Genomic DNA, 16508 nt, shown 5'->3' on the forward strand with positions numbered 1-16508 from the left:
CTGGCGCTGCACCACCGCTCGCGGCCGCAACCGCCTCACCGCAAGCCGCCGAGAGCCTCGCCTTGTTCTTCTCGAGGCATCGCAGTGCGGGGGCGCCGCCGGTCGGCACGCCGGGACAGACCTTCTGATAGTCGGAACGGCAGGCGCTGCGGATCGCGGAAACCTGCGCCTCGGTCGGCTTGGCCTGCATGCCCGTCGCTTTCGGCTTCGCTGCGGTTGTTGCCGCCGGCGCCGGCTCCGTCTTGGCTGCGGCTGGAGCCGCGTCTGGCTTGGGCGCCGTCTCCGCCTTCGGCCCGGCCGGTGCTTCCACTGCGCGCACCGCGCTGGCGCAGTCTGCGGATAGACCCGACATGTTCTTTTGCAGACATTGCAGCGAAGCTTCGCCGCCGGGCGGAATGCTGGAGCAATGCGCCATGTAATCGTTGCGGCATTGCGACTTGATCGCCTCACGCTGCGCCTCGCTCGGCGCCTGCGCCAGCGCAGCGGTTGCAAACAGCACGACGGAAAATGGCAGGGCGCGCCCGCATGCGCGCTTCAATGTCTTGATCATGTAAGCAAACCCTTTGTTGTCGACGGAAGCCGCCGCTTCAACCGAAGTTCATTCCTGCGAAGTTCGTTCTTGAAGAAGGTCGCTCTTGAAAAAGTCTGGCACAGCAATCTCGGTGCGCGGTATCATTTTCTGTTTCGGGTTCCACTGCAAGCCAATTGTTGCTATGGATGCATCGCGACAGTCGTCTCCGGATGAACGCCTCTTTGCGGGCAAGTTGAACTGGTGCACGGAAATGAAGCTTGCGCGCCCATCGGCCTGTTGCGGATCGAACGATGGCGTGTGGCCGGACGTCACGCCCCTGTTACGTATCGGTTTCCTGCTCTCTGCCTTCGTTGGCTTAAGTGGCTGCGAGCAAAATACTTTCGTGCCACCACCGCCGCCAAAGGTGGAAGTCGCGATTCCGGTGCAGCGCAGCATCACGCGTTTCCTGGAGACAACCGGCACCACCGCGCCGGTCAAGAGCGTTGACCTGGTGGCGCGCGTGCAGGGCTTTCTGCAGTCGATCGATTATCGGGACGGCACCTTCGTCAAGCAAGGCACCACGCTGTTCACCATCGAGCCTGAAACCTACAGGTTGAAGCTCGAGCAGGCAAAGGCGGCGGAGGTCGGCGCGCAGGCGACGCTGAAGCAGGCTGAGACCGATTTCAAGCGCCAGATCGATCTGGTGCAGCGGCAGGCTGTCTCGCAGGCGACACTCGATACGTCGACGGCGAATCGCGACAACGCGCAGGCCAGTCTGCAGCAGGCGCAAGCCAATACCCGGATCGCAGAGGTCAATTACGGCTACACCAATGTGGCGGCTCCGTTCGACGGCATCGTCAGCGCGCACCTCGTCTCAGTCGGCGAGCTCGTCGGCGTGACTTCGCCGACGCAGCTTGCCACCATCGTCCAGCTCGATCCGATCTGGGTCAATTTCAACGTCAACGAACAGGACGTGCTGCGCATCCGCGAGGAGGCGAGGCGGCGCGGCCTTTCCGTGGCCGAGCTGCGTCAGTTGCCGGTCGAGGTCGGTCTGCAGACCGAGACCGGATATCCGCACAAGGGCAACCTCGACTACATCTCGCCGATCCTCACCCAGTCGACCGGCACGCTGCCCGTGCGCGGCATTTTCGACAACCCCGACCGCACGCTGCTGCCGGGCTTCTTTGTCCGCGTTCGCGTGCCCTATGACCAGCAGCAGGACGCGCTGCTGGTGCCCGCTACTGCGCTCGGCAGCGACCAGGCTGGCCGCTATGTACTGGTTGTCAACGCCGATAACGTGGTCGAGCAGCGCAAAGTGGAAACCGGACAGCTCCAAGGCGAATTACGCGTCATCGATAGCGGGCTGAAGCCGGACGACCGCGTCGTTATCGCCGGATTGCTGCGCGGGATCCCTGGCCAGAAGGTCGATCCGCAACTGCAGAAGATCGAAGCCTCCGCATCGGCGAAGTGAGGGGGCGGCCATGATCTCGAAATTCTTCATCGAGCGGCCGGTTCTTTCCAACGTCATCGCGATCCTGATGATCCTGATCGGCGGCGTGGCGCTGCTCAACCTGCCGGTCGCGCAATATCCTGACGTGGTGCCGCCGACCGTGCAGGTGACGACCCGCTATCCCGGCGCATCCGCCAAGACCGTGATCGACACCGTGGCGTTGCCGATCGAGCAGCAGGTCAATGGCGTCGAGGACATGCTCTATATGCAGTCCTACAGCGGCGCCGACGGCACCTATACGCTGACGGTCACCTTCAAGATCGGCACGGATCTCAACTTCGCGCAGGTGCTGGTGCAGAACCGGGTGTCGAGCGCGCTGTCGCAATTGCCGCAGTCGGTGCAGAGCCAGGGCGTCACGGTGCAGAAGCGGTCGACCTCGATCCTGCTGTTCGTGACGCTGACCTCGCCGAACAAGACCTATGACAGCCTGTTCCTCTCCAACTACGCCACCATCAACATCAGGGATGAGCTGTCGCGGTTATCAGGCGTCGGCAACGTCACCGTGTTCGGCGCCGGTCAATATTCGATGCGGGTGTGGCTCGATCCGAACCAGTTGCAGGCGCGCGATCTGGTGCCGCAGGACGTCATCCAGGCGATCCAGCAGCAAAGCCAGCAGGTCACCGCAGGGCAGGTCGGTATGCCGCCGACGCCGCCCGGCCAGGCCTTCCAGTACACGCTGAACGTCGCCGGCCGGCTGGATGATACGAGCCAGTTCGAGAACATCATCGTCAAGACCGGCAATGTCGGCGACGTCACCCGCGTGCGTGACGTCGGCTGGGTCGAGCTCGGCGCCCAGACCTACAGCCAGATCTTCTCGCTCAACAACAAGCCCTCCACCGGCATCGGCGTATTCCTGTCGCCCGGCGCCAACGCGCTCGAGGTCGAGAAGGCGGTGGAGAAGAAGATGGTGGAACTGGCCAAGCAGTTTCCGCAAGACATCAAATACGACACGCCGTTCGACACCACCATCTTCGTCCAGGCATCGATCAACGAGGTCTACAAGACGCTGATCGAGGCTGGCCTCTTGGTGCTGGTCGTGATCCTCGTCTTCCTGCAGGACTGGCGCGCGATGCTGGTGCCGGCGACCACCGTGCCAGTGACCATCATCGGCGCGTTCGCGGCGATGGCGGCGCTCGGCTTCTCGATCAACCTCTCGACGCTGTTTGCGATCGTGCTGGCGATCGGCATCGTGGTCGACGACGCCATCGTCGTGGTCGAGGGTGCCGCGCACAATATCGAACGTGGCCTGTCCGGCCATGACGCGGCGATCAAGGCGATGGACGAATTGTTCGCGCCGATCGTCGGCATCACGCTGGTGCTGATCTCGGTGTTCCTGCCGGCCGCGTTCCTGCCCGGGCTCACGGGGCGGATGTATGCACAGTTCGCGCTGGTGATCGCCGCGACCGCGCTGCTCAGCGCCGTCAATGCCGCGACCTTGAAGCCGACGCAGTGCGCGCTGTGGCTGCGCCGGCCGGTGCCGCCGGAGCAGCGCAATGTCTTCTACCGCGGCTTCAATGGCGTCTATGAGCGGCTGGAGCGCGGCTATGCGGGGCTGATCGGCGGCCTGGTCAGGCACAGCAATGTGTCGGTCGTGGTCGCGCTGATCCTGATCGGGCTTGCCGGCTACGGCCTGTCGCGGGTGCCGACCGGCTTCATCCCGATCGAGGACCAGGGCTATCTGCTGGCCGCGGTGCAATTGCCCGACGGCGCTGCGTTGGATCGGACACAACGTGTCCTCGAAAGGGTCAGCGAGATGGCCGGCAAGTCGCCCGGCGTGCAGCAGGTTGTCTCCATCGCCGGCATCTCCGCGCTCGACAACAGTTCGAGCCTGGCGAATGCCGGCGTCGCCTATCTGATCCTGAAGGATTGGAGCCAGCGTGGGCCCGGCGAGGATCTGCGCTCTCTGGTGTTCGGATTGAACGACAAGCTGGCCGAGATCGAGGAGGCGCGCATCCTGGTGATTCCGCCGCCGCCGATCCAGGGCATCGGCAATGCCGCCGGCTTCGCCATGCAGGTCGAGCTGCGCGACGGCAATGCCGACTACGCCAAGCTGCAGGCGATCACCGGCGCTGTTGTCGCCAACGCGCAGACGCAGAGCGCGCTGCAGCGGGTCAGCTCGTCCTTCCGCTCCATGGTGCCGCAGTACGACGTCGAGGTCGACCGGACCAAGACCCAGACCTTGAACGTCACGACCGACCAGATCTTCTCGACGCTGTCATCCTATCTCGGCGCGAGCTACGTCAACCAGTTCAACAAATTCGGCCGCACCTTCCAGGTCTATGTGCAGGCGGATTCGAAATTCCGTCTGAACCTGCGCGACATCCAGAATCTGATGGTGCGCAACAGCCAGGGCGAGATGATTCCGCTCGGCACCGTCGCCACGATCACGCCGTCAGTCGGGCCGTCGCTGATCAGCCTCTATAACCTCTATCCGTCCGCCTCCATCATCGGTCTGCCGGCGCAGGGTTATAGCTCGGGACAGTCGATGGCGCTGATGGAGCAGATCGCCGCAAAGACGCTGCCGCCGGGCACGGGCTTTGAATGGACGGCCATGTCGTACCAGGAGAAGGCGGTCAGCAACCAGATCTACTATGTATTCGGCCTCGCTCTGCTGCTGGTCTATCTCGTGCTCGCCGGGCAATATGAGAGCTGGTACGCGCCGATCTCGGTGATACTCGCCGTGCCGCTGTCGTTGCTCGGCCCGATGCTGGTGCTCACGAGCTTGCGGATCGACAACAACCTCTACACCCAGATCGGCATCATCCTGTTGATCGCGCTGTCGGCGAAGAACGCCATCCTGATCGTCGAGGTCGCGCTCGAGCATCACGTGCGTGACCGCGAGCCGCTGATCGAATCGGCGATCGCAGCGGCGCGCGCAAGATTCCGCCCGATCCTGATGACGTCCTTTGCCTTCATCCTCGGCGTGGTGCCGCTGGTGCTCGCGACCGGCGCCGGCGCCAATGCGCGCAAGTCGATCGGCATCACCGTGTTCTCCGGCATGATCGCTTCGACCTGCCTTGCCGTGCTGTTCGTGCCCGCGTTCTTCGTCGTGGTCCAACGCTTCGAGAACTGGCGCAAGTCGCGCAAGGCCAAGACGCCGGATACGCAAACGATCCCGCAGGCGCCAAGCGTCGCGCCGTAGCAGTGGTCGTAGGGTGGGCAAAGCGTAGCGTGCCCACCATCAAACATTCGGCTCGTGGTGGTGGGCACGCTACGCTTTGCCCACCCTACAACTGCGTGCTCAAGCCTACACCCGGATCATGCGCTTGCCGCGGTTCTCGCCGGCGAGCAGGCCGATCAGCGCCGCCGGCGCGTTCTCCAGCCCGTCGATCACGTCTTCCTGCACCTTCAATTTGCCGGAGGCGACCCAGGACTGCAGGTCGGCGAGCGCCGCGTCGCGCTGGTCCATGAAGTCCATCACGATGAAGCCCTGCATGATCAGCCGCTTCACGACGATCAATCCGGGCACGCCGCGCGGGCCGTGGGCGGAGGGGACGCCGTCATATTGCGAGATCGCGCCGCAGCAGGCGATTCGGCCGCGGTTGTTCATCTGCGGCAGGCAGGCTTCCAGGATGTCGCCGCCGACATTGTCGAAATAGACGTCGATGCTATCAGGCGCGGCCGACCGCAGCGCCTTGTAGGTGCCGCCGTCCTTGTAATCGACCGCGGCGTCGAAACCGAGCTCGCTGGTCAGCCAGTGGCACTTGTCCTTGCCGCCGGCGATGCCGACCACGCGGCAGCCCTTGATTTTTGCGATCTGTCCGACGATCGAACCCACCGAGCCGGCGGCGGCCGAGACCACGACGGTCTCGCCCTCCCTGGGCTTGCCGACATGGAGCAGGCCGAAATAGGCGGTGAGGCCGGCGATGCCGTACACGCTCAGCAAGTGCGTCATCGGCTCGAGCTTCGGCATCTTGTTCAGATGCCTTGCCGGCACCGCGGCATAGTCCTGCCAGCCGGTGTCGCCGAACACGATGTCGCCTGGCGCAAGGCCTGGCGCCTTCGACGCCACCACCTCGGCGATGCCGCCACCGGACATCACGGTGTTGGCCTCGACCGCAGCGCGGTAGGTCGCGCCATGCATCCAGGCGCGGTTGGCGGCGTCGAGCGAGAGATAGCGCAGCCGCAGCAGGGCCTCGCCGTCCTTCGGCTCCGGGATGCTGCCGTTGACCATCCTGAAATGCTCAGCCCCAAGCTTCCCCGTCGGCTTCTCCACCAGCAGGATCTGACGATTGATAGCCTCGCTCATGGTGTTCCTCCCTTTGTTGGTCAATCCCGATGCAATTGCGTGCTCGCTGCGCGGCCGACTGCACAGATTGTGCGCTGCCCACGGTCGTCTTTTTGTTTGAGCATGATCTTTCCGGAAAACCGGTTCCCACTTTTCCGGATCATGCTCTAGTCCCCGCGTGTCTATTCCACAACTGGAACATGCAGCAATGCGCGCGCAGGTCGAAAGCGTGTTGCGCCGGTGCGTAAATCTGCCACACTCCATCGCTTGCCGGGTGACTTACGGGAGTAAGAACATGTCGAGCAGGTTTACGCAGTACATTCTGATCGCGATGGCGCTTGGCATCGTGATGGGGGCCTTTGTCTACAACTTCCTGCCCGATAGCCGGGCCGAGATCGCAGCCGACGTAAACCTGATCGCGATGTTGTTCCTGCGGCTGATCAAGATGATCATCGCGCCGCTGGTGTTTGCGACATTGGTCGGCGGCATCGCGCATATGGGCCCCGGCGCACGGCTCGGGCGTATCTTTGCGAAGACCATGGGCTGGTTCGTCAGCGCCTCCTTCGTCTCGCTCCTGCTCGGCCTCGTCATGGTCAACCTGCTGCAGCCCGGCGCCAACTTCCCGGGCACGCTGCCCGACAAGGGCCAGTCGACCGGCCTGCCGGTCTCGGCGTTTTCCTTTGAGAAGTTCCTGATTCACTTGGTGCCGACCTCGATCGCGGATGCGATGGCGCAGAACGAGATCCTGCAGATCGTGGTGTTCGCGGTGTTCTTCGCGGTCGCGCTCGGCGCAATGCCGGAGCGGGCGAAGCCGATCATGGCCCTGATCGACGACCTCGCCCATATCATGCTGAAGGTCACCAGCTATGTGATGCTGTTCGCGCCGCTTGCTGTGTGGGCCGCGATCATGGCCACGGTGTCGAAGAACGGACTTGGCGTGCTCTGGAAGCTCGTCGTGTTCATGGGCGGCTTCTACGTCTCGCTTTTGATCCTGTGGGGGATCCTGGTCGTGGTCGGCTTCATCGTGATCGGGCCGCGCTACAGCCATCTGTTGCGGCTGATCCGCGAGCCGCTGATGATCGCGTTCTCGACCGCGTCGTCGGAAGCCGCCTATCCGAAGACGCTGGAGGGATTGAACCGCTTCGGCGCCTCGTCCCGGATCTCGGCCTTCGTATTGCCGCTCGGCTATTCCTTCAACCTCGACGGCACGATGATGTACTGCACCTTTGCCAGCATCTTCATCGCGCAGACCTATCATATCGACATGTCGCTCGGCACCCAGCTCGCGATGCTGGCGACCTTGATGATCACCTCCAAGGGCGTCGCCGGCGTGCCGCGCGCTTCCCTCGTCGTGATCGCCTCGACGCTCAGCCAGTTCGGCATTCCCGAGGCGGGCCTGTTGATGATCATGGGCATCGACACCTTCCTCGACATGGGCCGCAGCGCCACCAACGTGATCGGCAACTCGCTCGCCACCGCCGTGGTCGCGAAGTGGGAAGGTGAGCTGAAGGAAGAGCACGAGCTCGGGCCGGACGATGCCGTGCCTTCCGATGCGGTGCCGGGTGACGCGGTGCCGGCGCATTGACGGGAGAGCTGCATGCATCAGCCCCCAAGGAAAGCGACAAGGAAGGCGATATGGGCCGGCTGCCTGTTGCTGGTAGCATGTCTGCTGGCAACGCCGGCCGCCGCCCAGACGGCAAGCGAGGGGCTTAGCCCGACGCTTGCCAATATCAAGAACACGCATGTGGTGCGGCTCGGCTACCGCGAGAGCTCGCCGCCGTTCTCCTTCCTCGACCATTCCAACCGGCCGATCGGCTACAGCCTCGAACTGTGCGAGGCGATCGTGGAGGAGATCGGCGTCGAGGTCGACGATGCCAATCTCAGGATCGACTACGTCAAGGTCACCTCCGACGACCGCATTCCTGCTGTTGTGCAGGGCAAGATCGATCTCGAATGCGGGTCGACCACGGCGAATTCCGAGCGGGCCAAGCAGGTCGCGTTCTCGCCTTTGATCTTCGTCGCCGGCACCAAACTGATGGTGCCGAAGACCTCCGCCGTCTCGGGGGTAACCGATCTCAAGGGCAAGACCGTGGTGGTGACCAAGGGCACCACCAACGAGCAGGCCATGCATAATGTCGACAAGAAGTTCTCGCTCGGCCTGAACATCGTGACCTCGCCCGACCATGAGCAGTCCTACCAGATGCTGGCCGACGGCAAGGCGGATGCGTTCGCGACCGACGACATCCTGCTCTACGGCCTGATCGCGCGGCACAAGTCGCAGGACAGGTTCCGCGTGGTCGGCGACTACCTGTCCTACGATCCCTACGGCATCATGTACCGCAAGGGTGAGCCGCAGTTGAAGGACGTGGTCGAGCGGACCTTCCGCAAGCTCGGCTCCGGCCGCGACCTGATCCCGCTCTACAACAAATGGTTCATCGCACGGCTTCCGACCGGCGAGCGCCTCGACGTCGCGATCTCGCCGCAGCTCGAGGAAGCCTTCAAGGCGCTGAATGATAACGAGGGGACGAGCAATTAGCGCGATTGCGTGGGCGAACGCGTAGGGTGGGCAAAGCGAAGCGTGCCCACCTTTCTTGCACCGAACGTGGATGGTGGGCACGCTTCGCTTTGCCCACCCTACGGCACTGATGCTTACGCAAACACTCTATCCAGCGCCGCTTCATACGCGGCATAAGCCAGTTCCGGGTGCGAGCGGCTGAGCGCTTCCATCTTCACGCCGGCGTTGACTTCAAGGATCCGCCAGGCGCCGTCGGTGCGTACGACGTCGATCGAGCCGAAGCGGATGCCGATCGCGCGGGCGGCCTTGATTGCCATCTCGATGCAGGCGTCGCGCGTCTCGCCCTGTTTCAGCAGCACCGGCCGCGCGCCGGAATCGAGGTTGTGGCGCCAGTTGAGGATGCGCCGCTCGCCCTCCGGGACGATCGCATCGAGCTCGGCACGCCCGATCTCGGCGATCAGGCCGGGCAGCGCGGTCGATCGCCGCTCGGCCGGCACGGCCGCGAGCGCAAGCTCAAGCAGCGAATGCCTGCCGTCGCCGATCACGAACGGGCGTTCCTTGCCGTAGACCACGACCGGGAGATCATCGACCAGGACGACGCGGATTTCATCCTCGATCTCGACATAGGGCGAGATGGCGAGGCTCGGATAGGCCGCCAGGATCCTGCCGACCGCGAGCTCGAGCGCACGCTTGGTCGTCACCCGGAAGACGCCGTCGCCCGACGTGCCCTCGTTTGGCTTGACGACGAGGCCATTGGGATGCTCGGCCAGCAGGCGCAGCATCGTTTCCCAGGAGCCGGGCGCACGCGTATAGGCTGCAAGCTTCGGGCCCAGGAACAGGGTGTGGGGGATGCAGAGCACGCCGGAACATTGCAGCATCTCGGCGGTGGCCGCCTTGTCGTTGGCGATCTGGTGCGCGACCGCGCTGTTCAGCCCGACGTCATAGGCGAAGGCGAGGTGCCGCCGCTCACCACGTTGCATGACGATCAGCCAGCCCTCCGACCGCACCTCGACCGTAATGTTACGGGCCAGGCAATATTTCGTGACCGCGTCGACGAAGATCCGCTGGCTGATTGGGATCGCCAAGTCGATTTTCCTCTCTCGATGGCGCGCTGTGGAATTAATTGCTTGATCGGGATCGTTTCCAGCAAGTTAATTGCGTCGTCCCGGAAACCTTAACAACGATGTTTTGAACCATTCTGCGAAATCAATCGACAGCCATGCCGAGTTCGCAATTGCACAATGGATGAATTCCATTATGTGTGTCAGCGGCGCGACGGGCAGGCGGGCTTTCCCTTGATGTCAGTCAATTTCGTGCGGTCGAGCAGCCGCTACTCGACCTCGTTTATGTAAGGTCAATCGGAAAAACCAGACACATGAGCGCGTTCTATCGAGAGAAGGTACTTTCTGTTCGTCACTGGACTGATACGCTTTTCAGCTTCCGAGCCACCCGCGATACCGGCTTCCGCTTCCAGAACGGCCAGTTCGCCATGATCGGTCTCGAGATCGATGGCCGGCCGCTGCTGCGTGCCTATTCGATGGCGAGCGCCAATCACGAGGAAGAGCTCGAGTTCTTCTCGATCAAGGTTCAGGACGGTCCGCTGACCTCCAAGCTGCAGAAGATCCGGGAAGGCGACATCATCCTGGTCGGCCGCAAGGCGACCGGCACGCTGATCACCGACAATCTGATCCCCGGCAAGCGGCTGTTGCTGCTGTCGACCGGCACGGGGCTGGCCCCGTTTGCGAGCCTGATCAAGGACCCCGAGGTCTATGACCGCTACGAGACCATCGTGCTGGTCCATGGCTGCCGCCAGGTGGCCGAGCTCGCCTATGGCGAGGAGCTGGTCGCCAATCTGCGCGACGACGAATTGTTCGGTCCGCTGCTCGCCGAGAAGCTGCTCTATTATCCGACCGTCACGCGCGAGCCGTTCCGCAACCGTGGCCGCATCACCGACCTGATCACCTCGGACCAGCTCTTCAACGACATCCACCAGTCGCCGCTCGATCTCGAGACCGACCGCATCATGATGTGCGGCAGCCCAGCGATGCTGGAAGACCTGCGCAAGCTGTTCGAGGGCCGCGGCTTCGCCGAAGGCAACCACAGCGCGCCCGGCCATTTCGTGATCGAAAAGGCCTTCGTCGAGCGCTGAGCTTTTCTGCTCAAGGCCACCCTCTCCGCCGTCATTCCGGGGCGCGCGAAGCGCGAACCCGGAATCCATTTCTCCGCGGGCGTTTGCGGCCCGGTGGATTCCGGGCCCATCGCTGCGCGATGTCCCGGAATGACGGCGGAGGGCGGCCGCGTTCTCCTTCGTTGCAGCGCAATACAACACCCCGGACCGGGTGGCATCGGTGTCACATCCGTGAACCCGAAGGCCGATTATACCGTATGGCAGATGGCGCGGGATGGATTAGGCTCCCCCGCCCGCCAACAACAATCCGGCAGGGTCTGCTGAGGGGTTTCATGGAAACGCTGCTGCTTCCGTTCTCGCCGCGCTTCATCGTGCTTACGATTTGCTCGGTCGTCACCGCTCTCTTGCTCGCGTTCGGCATCGTCGACCGGAAGCTGATCGACGTCATCCTGATTCCCTTGCTGATCTTCGGCGCGCTGACGCTGCTCGGCGTCCGCGACCTCATGCAGAAGCACCACGCGGTGCTGCGCAATTATCCGATCTCGGCGCACTTGCGCTTCCTGCTCGAAGAGATCCGCCCGGAGATGCGGCAGTATTTCTTCGAGAGCGAGAAGGACGCATGCCGTTCTCCCGCGACACCCGCGCCGTCGTCTATCAGCGCGCCAAGATGGTGCTCGACAAGCGGCCGTTCGGCACCCAGGAGGACGTCTACCGCGAGGGCTATGAGTGGATGCACCATTCGGTGGCGCCGAAGCCCTACTCGAATGAGAAATTCCGCATCACCATCGGCGGTCCCGATTGCACCAGGCCTTATTCGGCCTCCGTCTTCAACATCTCCGCGATGAGCTTCGGCGCGCTCAGTCCCAACGCGGTGCGCGCGCTGAACGCCGGCGCCAACAAGGGCGGCTTCGCGCATGACACTGGCGAAGGCGGCGTCAGCCCCTATCACCGCGAGAAGGGCGGCGACATCATCTGGGAGATCGGCTCCGGCTATTTCGGCTGCCGCAACCGCGACGGCACGTTCAATCCGGACGAGTTCGCGCGCGTCGCTGCCGACGACCAGATCAAGATGGTCGAGCTGAAGATGAGCCAGGGCGCCAAGCCCGGCCATGGCGGCGTGCTGCCGGCAGCAAAGGTCTCGGAAGAGATCTCCAAGATCAGGGGCGTTCCCTTGGGCGAAGACTGCATTTCGCCGGCCTCGCACAAGGCTTTCTCGACGCCGCTTGAGATGATGGCCTTCGTCGGCGAGATGCGTAGGCTGTCCGGCGGCAAGCCGGCCGGCTTCAAGCTGTGCATCGGCCATCCCTGGGAATTCCTCGCGATCTGCAAGGCGATGCTTGAGAGCGGAATCTATCCCGACTTCATCGTGATCGACGGCAATGAGGGCGGCACCGGCGCGGCGCCGCTGGAATTCATGGACCATTTGGGCATGCCGATGCGCGAAGGCGTCAATTTTGCCCACAATGCGCTGGTTGGCATCAATGCGCGCAACCGCATCAAGATCGGCGCCTCCGGCAAGATCGCGACCGCCTTCGACATGGCGCGCGCGATGTCGATCGGCGCCGACTGGTGCAATTCGGCGCGTGGCTTCATGTTCGCGCTCGGCTGCATCCAGTCCTTGAGCTGCCACACCGACCGCTGCCCGACCGGCGTGACCTCGCAGGACCCGATCCGCAACCGCGCGCTCTACGTGCCCGACAAGATCGAGCGCGTCTGCAATTATCACCACGCGACGCTGCATGCGCTGGCGGAGCTGCTCGCCGCTGCCGGCCTCGAGCATCCGCAGGAGTTACGGCCAATCCATTTCACGCAGCGGACGTCGACCGCGGAAGTCCGCACCTTTGCCGAGCTCTACCCGGCGCTGCGTCCGGGCGAATTGCTCGAAGGCACCCAGGACCGCCGTTTCCGCGACGCCTGGGCCATGGCCCGCCCCGATTCGTTCCAGCCGGCGGGGTGAAGAGATCGTAGCCCGTAGCCCGGGCGGAGCGCAGCGTAACCCGGGGACCGCTCGTCAACGTTGATGCACGTGTCCCGGGTTGCGCTGCGCTTCACCCGGGCTACGTGGTCAATTCAATCGCTAATGCGGGTTCTCCAGACTGAACGTCTCCGACTGTTCGTCATAGGCGAACAGCTCGGCATAGCGTCCCCATGAGACGATGGTCTTTAGCGTCTCATCCGCATAGTCCTCGGACATGTAGTCCTCGAGTTCGTTACGGAATCGCGCGGCGGGCGCGGTGTGGGACGGGCGCTCGTCGAGCACGCGCTTGATCAGGCCCATCACCGGCACGTAGTTGATCAGATGCTCGGCGAACAGTTTCTTGCGCGCGTCGGTTTCGAGATTGGCGAAGCGCAGGCCGGCTTCCGTCAGCACCAGGTCGCCCTCGCTCAATCGGGCGAAACGCAAGAGCTGCAGCGACTCGCCGAGATGGAGGATCTCGTCCGTCTCCATTTGCAGGCTGCCGGCGAGGACCGGCAGGTCGGCGTGGCCATTATAAGGCGGTGCTGCCAGCGTCTCGATCAGGCCGGACAGTTCATTGGACGAGACATGGCCGAGCGCGGTGCCGACGCCTGCGCCGGACATCATCTCGGTCGCCGTCGTTGACTTTCCGTCGGTCCGCTGCGTCATGCGCCCATAGATGCTGTCGACGAGCTGCCGGAACGCCGGATCCAAACGGTTGCGCGGATGCGGGAAATCGACCTTGATCTCGGTCGCCACCCTCCCGGGATTGGACGAGAACACGAGAATGCGGTCGCACATCAGCACCGCCTCCTCGATATTGTGCGTCACCATCAGCACCGATTTGATCGGCAGGCGCCCTTCGGTCCAGAGGTCGATCAGGTCGGTGCGCAGTGTTTCGGCGGTCAGCACGTCCAGCGCCGAGAACGGCTCGTCCATCAGGAGCAGGTCCGGATGCACCACCAGGGCACGCGCGAAGCCGACACGCTGGCGCATGCCGCCGGACAGCTCCTTGGGGTAGGCGGATTCGAAGCCGTCGAGGCCGATCAGGTCGATCGCGGCCAGCGCGCGGGTGCGCCGCTCGGCGGCGTCGATGCCGAGTGCTTCGAGCCCGAGCTCGACATTCTGCAGCACCGTGAGCCAGGGAAACAGTGCAAACGACTGGAACACCATCGCGACGCCGTTGGGGGGACCTGCGATCTTCTTGCCGCGACAGGCCGCCTCGCCTGAGGAGGGATCGACGAGGCCGGCGATGATACGGAGCAGCGTCGATTTGCCGGAGCCGGAGCGGCCGAGCAATCCGACGATCTCGCCTGCGCGGATCGTCAGGTCGACGTTTTCGAGCACCAAAAGGTTCTCGCCGCTGCCCTTGGGAAAGGAGCGGCAGACGCCGCGGATGTCGATAAGGTTGGGCTCAGCGGATTGTTCGAGCATTGCGGCTCCTCATCACCTGAGGCGAAAGCGGCGGGAAACGATTCCTTAAACCGATATCTCCCGCGATCCTTCCGTTTGGGCACGATCTTGTCGGAAAGATGTGCTCTAGAATTCCCCGTGCAGCCTTCCCGCGAAGATGTGCACGGGGCCACGGTCGGCGTTATAGGCGGGGTTTGTGATGAACTGATAGTCCGCCGTCAAGGTGAAGTTCTTGCTGATCGAATACGCGTAGTAGGTCTCGAAGATGCGCTCATGACTGTAGTTGAGCCGGCCATCGCCGATCAGCAGGCCGAGGCCGCCAGCGGCAAGGAAATCGCGATGCCCGGCGGACAGGCCGTTGATCGCGCCGCCAACGCCGAACGTGTCGCTTGGCCGCCCCCAATAGCTGCCCTTGACCGACAGGCCGCCCGAAACGCTGCGATCGACGTCGGTGAACGAGAGAATTTCGCTGCGGCCGTCGTTCCAGCTCGCGCGGGCGAACAAGCCAATGTCCGTGGCGAGCTGCTGCTCGAGGTTGGCGTAGAAGCCGTATTTGAGATTGTCGCGGCGGATGCTCGCCATCACATCATTGATGTCGAGCGCCGGGTTCAGGCTCTCGATATCCAGCGCCTCGCGGTAGATGCCGGTATTGCCGCGATTGGCGAAGGCACCGAGCCGGAGCTTGCCGGGCTGGTCTTCGAGCGAATAGCGCCCCTCGAACTCGACCACCGTGCCGCCGGTCTTGAAGGTCAGGATATCGCTGTTGGGCGCATCGGGCACCTGGAACAGGCCAGCGCGCACCGCCCAGTCCTTGCGGTTGAACTCGACTACCGCGCCGCGCGTATAACCAGGCAGGTCGGCCGGGAAGTCGTAGGCGGCGGAGGCCCACATCGCCCAGTTCATGAAGTCGAGGCGCGGGTCCTTCGCATAGGAATTGCCGTCGAAGAAGTCGCCGACCGCAAAGCGCCCGACGACGACGGTGATGCGGTTGATGTCGCGCTTGCCTGGCAACTGGTTGGGACCATCGGCGACCTCTTCCTGCTCGCCTCCGAGTCCAAAGGTCTGCTTGAGGAAGTAGCGTTGTGGCCGCAGCTTCGGAAAGGCTGCTCCCGCCTTTTGTGCTTCGCCGTTGGGGAAACCGGCAAGGCCCAGCGTGCCGTTGATGCCGAAGCCCTGCGCCAGCTCCGGATTGAAATAGAGCTCGCCGCCTTCCCACAGCCTGAGGCCGAGAAACGCCGTCGTGGTCCAGGTCGCCTGGAGTTGTCCAGGTCCCGGCAGGCTGTTGGTGCCCATGTAGGGCGAGCGGAACGACGGATAGCCCTGCGGCAGGAACGTGGTCTGCGCATGCACATTCCAGTCGTTCGACTCAGGAAGTTTGGTCGGGCTTGCAGCGACCGGCCAAGGCGCATCGCCAAACTGATAGTTCAAGCCGAACTTCAGCAGATGGAGATCGGGCTTGATGCTGACGGGGGGCAAGCCGAATTCGCCGAGGTCGTAGGTCCGTTGCGCGAGGTTGACATAGTCATATTCGAGCTTCGCGCTCCAATTGCCGCTCAGCGCGAATTCGGCACCGGCGCCGATGGTCCAGCCGGTGTGATATCGACCGGGGGTCGAGACAATCTCGCCGTCGGCGTCGTTGATCCTGACATGGCTGTGCCCCCAGGCGAAGCCGCCGGTCAGATAGGGCATCCACAATCCGAATGCGTAGCCGACGCGGCCACGCAAGGTGCCGGTATAGTCGATCGAACTCTGAAATGGGGCGGGCACCAGCCGCGGCATGTCCAGCGGGCTCGTGAACGTGGCGTCGGCCTCGATGCCAAGCACCACGCGATTGGAGAATTGCCGATTGTATCCGGCCTGATAGCCGCCGAGCAGCCCGGTGATCGTCGGGGGAAAGAACACGGACTGTTCGGGGAGGGGATTGGTGCGCGGGCCCAGGCTACCATCGCCGTAGCCGGTATGGGCTCCCAGATAGAAGCCGGTCCAATCGTAGACGGCGGCGTAGGCGGGAGCCTTGACGGCGATGTCGGCCGCAACCGCCGGGCCGCTCAAGGCGAAGGTCGCGGCCGCCGCGTGGCCGAGAATCAGCTCAAGGGATCGGCTGCGGCGCGGCATGGCGGAGATGTTTCCAAACTGAATGTCGCGACAGTTCAGCGTGCCCGTTCCCGAAGCGCTGCTACGACGCCTTCCCCAACACCAAATCATCACGCCGCCTCTGCCCCGGTCGCATGTCCTGATTCCCCTCC

10 protein-coding genes and 1 pseudogene are annotated in these 16508 nt (G+C 63.5%); 6 read left to right on the plus strand and 5 right to left on the minus strand.

The genetic code is table 11. The features are described 5' to 3' along the window. The coding region (locus tag CWO89_RS10370) for a cysteine rich repeat-containing protein (RefSeq protein WP_130578527.1) at nt 1-550 on the minus strand (550 nt) is incomplete at its 3' end. A 232-nt stretch (nt 551-782) separates the two neighbouring features. Here CWO89_RS10370 and CWO89_RS10375 point away from each other — a divergent pair. Both CWO89_RS10375 and CWO89_RS10380 read left to right on the plus strand, forming a co-directional pair. Beyond that, nucleotides 783-1982, plus strand: a complete 1200-nt coding sequence (locus CWO89_RS10375) for an efflux RND transporter periplasmic adaptor subunit (protein ID WP_130578528.1) — start codon at nt 783-785, stop codon at nt 1980-1982. Nucleotides 1983-1992: 10 nt separating this feature from the next. Then, complete coding sequence (locus CWO89_RS10380) at nt 1993-5163, plus strand: efflux RND transporter permease subunit (protein ID WP_130578529.1); 3171 nt, start codon at nt 1993-1995, stop codon at nt 5161-5163. A gap of 105 nt (nt 5164-5268) precedes the next feature. Here the strand turns inward: CWO89_RS10380 and CWO89_RS10385 are convergent, their stop codons facing one another. Then, nucleotides 5269-6270, minus strand: a complete 1002-nt coding sequence (locus CWO89_RS10385) for an NADP-dependent oxidoreductase (RefSeq protein ID WP_130578530.1) — start codon at nt 6268-6270, stop codon at nt 5269-5271. Nucleotides 6271-6544: 274 nt separating this feature from the next. Between CWO89_RS10385 and CWO89_RS10390 the strand changes: the two genes are divergently transcribed. Together CWO89_RS10390 and CWO89_RS10395 are read left to right on the plus strand one after the other, a co-directional pair. After that, nucleotides 6545-7834, plus strand: a complete 1290-nt coding sequence (locus tag CWO89_RS10390; RefSeq protein ID WP_130578531.1) for a dicarboxylate/amino acid:cation symporter — start codon at nt 6545-6547, stop codon at nt 7832-7834. Between the two features lie 12 nt (nt 7835-7846). Beyond that, nucleotides 7847-8785 carry an amino acid ABC transporter substrate-binding protein gene (locus CWO89_RS10395; protein WP_130578532.1) on the plus strand — a complete coding sequence of 313 codons (939 nt, stop codon included), beginning with the start codon at nt 7847-7849 and terminating at the stop codon, nt 8783-8785. A gap of 113 nt (nt 8786-8898) precedes the next feature. Here CWO89_RS10395 and CWO89_RS10400 read toward each other — a convergent pair whose 3' ends face one another. Next, nucleotides 8899-9849, minus strand: a complete 951-nt coding sequence (locus CWO89_RS10400) for an ATP-grasp domain-containing protein (protein WP_349644872.1) — start codon at nt 9847-9849, stop codon at nt 8899-8901. A gap of 290 nt (nt 9850-10139) precedes the next feature. On the opposite strand from CWO89_RS10400, the gene CWO89_RS10405 reads away from it, so the two are divergent. Together CWO89_RS10405 and CWO89_RS10410 are read left to right on the plus strand one after the other, a co-directional pair. After that, on the plus strand, nt 10140-10913 hold the full coding sequence (locus CWO89_RS10405; RefSeq protein ID WP_130578533.1) for a ferredoxin--NADP reductase: 774 nt from the start codon (nt 10140-10142) through the stop codon (nt 10911-10913). A gap of 311 nt (nt 10914-11224) precedes the next feature. Continuing rightward, a pseudogene (locus CWO89_RS10410) lies at nt 11225-12849 on the plus strand (FMN-binding glutamate synthase family protein). 120 nt (nt 12850-12969) lie between these two features. Here CWO89_RS10410 and CWO89_RS10415 read toward each other — a convergent pair. Beyond that, on the minus strand, nt 12970-14283 hold the full coding sequence (locus CWO89_RS10415; RefSeq protein WP_130578534.1) for an ABC transporter ATP-binding protein: 1314 nt from the start codon (nt 14281-14283) through the stop codon (nt 12970-12972). A gap of 105 nt (nt 14284-14388) precedes the next feature. Then, nucleotides 14389-16377, minus strand: coding sequence for a carbohydrate porin (locus CWO89_RS10420; RefSeq protein ID WP_130578535.1), 1989 nt, complete (start codon nt 16375-16377; stop codon nt 14389-14391). Nucleotides 16378-16508 lie beyond the last annotated feature (131 nt).

The sequence above is a fragment of the Bradyrhizobium sp. Leo170 genome (assembly GCF_004296405.1).
GTDB lineage: Bacteria > Pseudomonadota > Alphaproteobacteria > Rhizobiales > Xanthobacteraceae > Bradyrhizobium.